1 protein-coding gene is annotated in these 473 nt (G+C 65.5%); it reads right to left on the bottom strand.

The genetic code is table 11. The features are described from left to right. Window positions 1–150 precede the first annotated feature (150 nt). Window positions 151–473: thiazole biosynthesis protein (gene thiI / locus FLO80_RS23820; protein ID WP_223145551.1), on the bottom strand; the 323-nt coding region annotated here is incomplete at its 5' end.

Here is a 473-nt window from a genome sequence, read left to right as displayed (position 1 = left end):
CCCGACACGACAGGCTTCTTCAATTAAGGGGCGGGCAGCAGGCGGACGCTGCCCCGGTCCGGCCGGCACGCCGAAGGGCGGGCATCGGCCTAGGCGGCGGACGTGTCGGGAGGACGGTGGCGGATGCTGCCGCCGAACAAGCCCGGCTGCTTAAGCCGGACGATAAACACGCACATTGGTGTGCCCCTCGTTGAGCAGGTGATGGGCATGCAGGCGGCTCATCACCCCTTTGTCGCAATACAGGAGGTACTGGCGGTTGGCGTCCAGTTCCTTGAAGCGGCTGTTGATCGCGTAGAACGGCAGCGCCTGGACTTCGACGCCTTCCAGGGCCAGGGGTTCGTCTTCCTGGGCATCAGGATGGCGGATATCGATGACAATCTGACCGGGCAGCACCTCGCCGACCTCTTCCACCTGCAGGTCCTGGCCGAGTTCGTCGATCACCCGGTCGACGGTGCGCTGGGTGGCGCGCTCCA

Source organism: Aquicoccus porphyridii, assembly GCF_008369105.1.
GTDB classification, from domain to species: Bacteria; Pseudomonadota; Alphaproteobacteria; order Rhodobacterales; family Rhodobacteraceae; genus Aquicoccus; species Aquicoccus porphyridii.
Note: the sequence above shows the minus strand (reverse complement) of the source record. Positions and strands in the feature narration are given on the sequence as shown.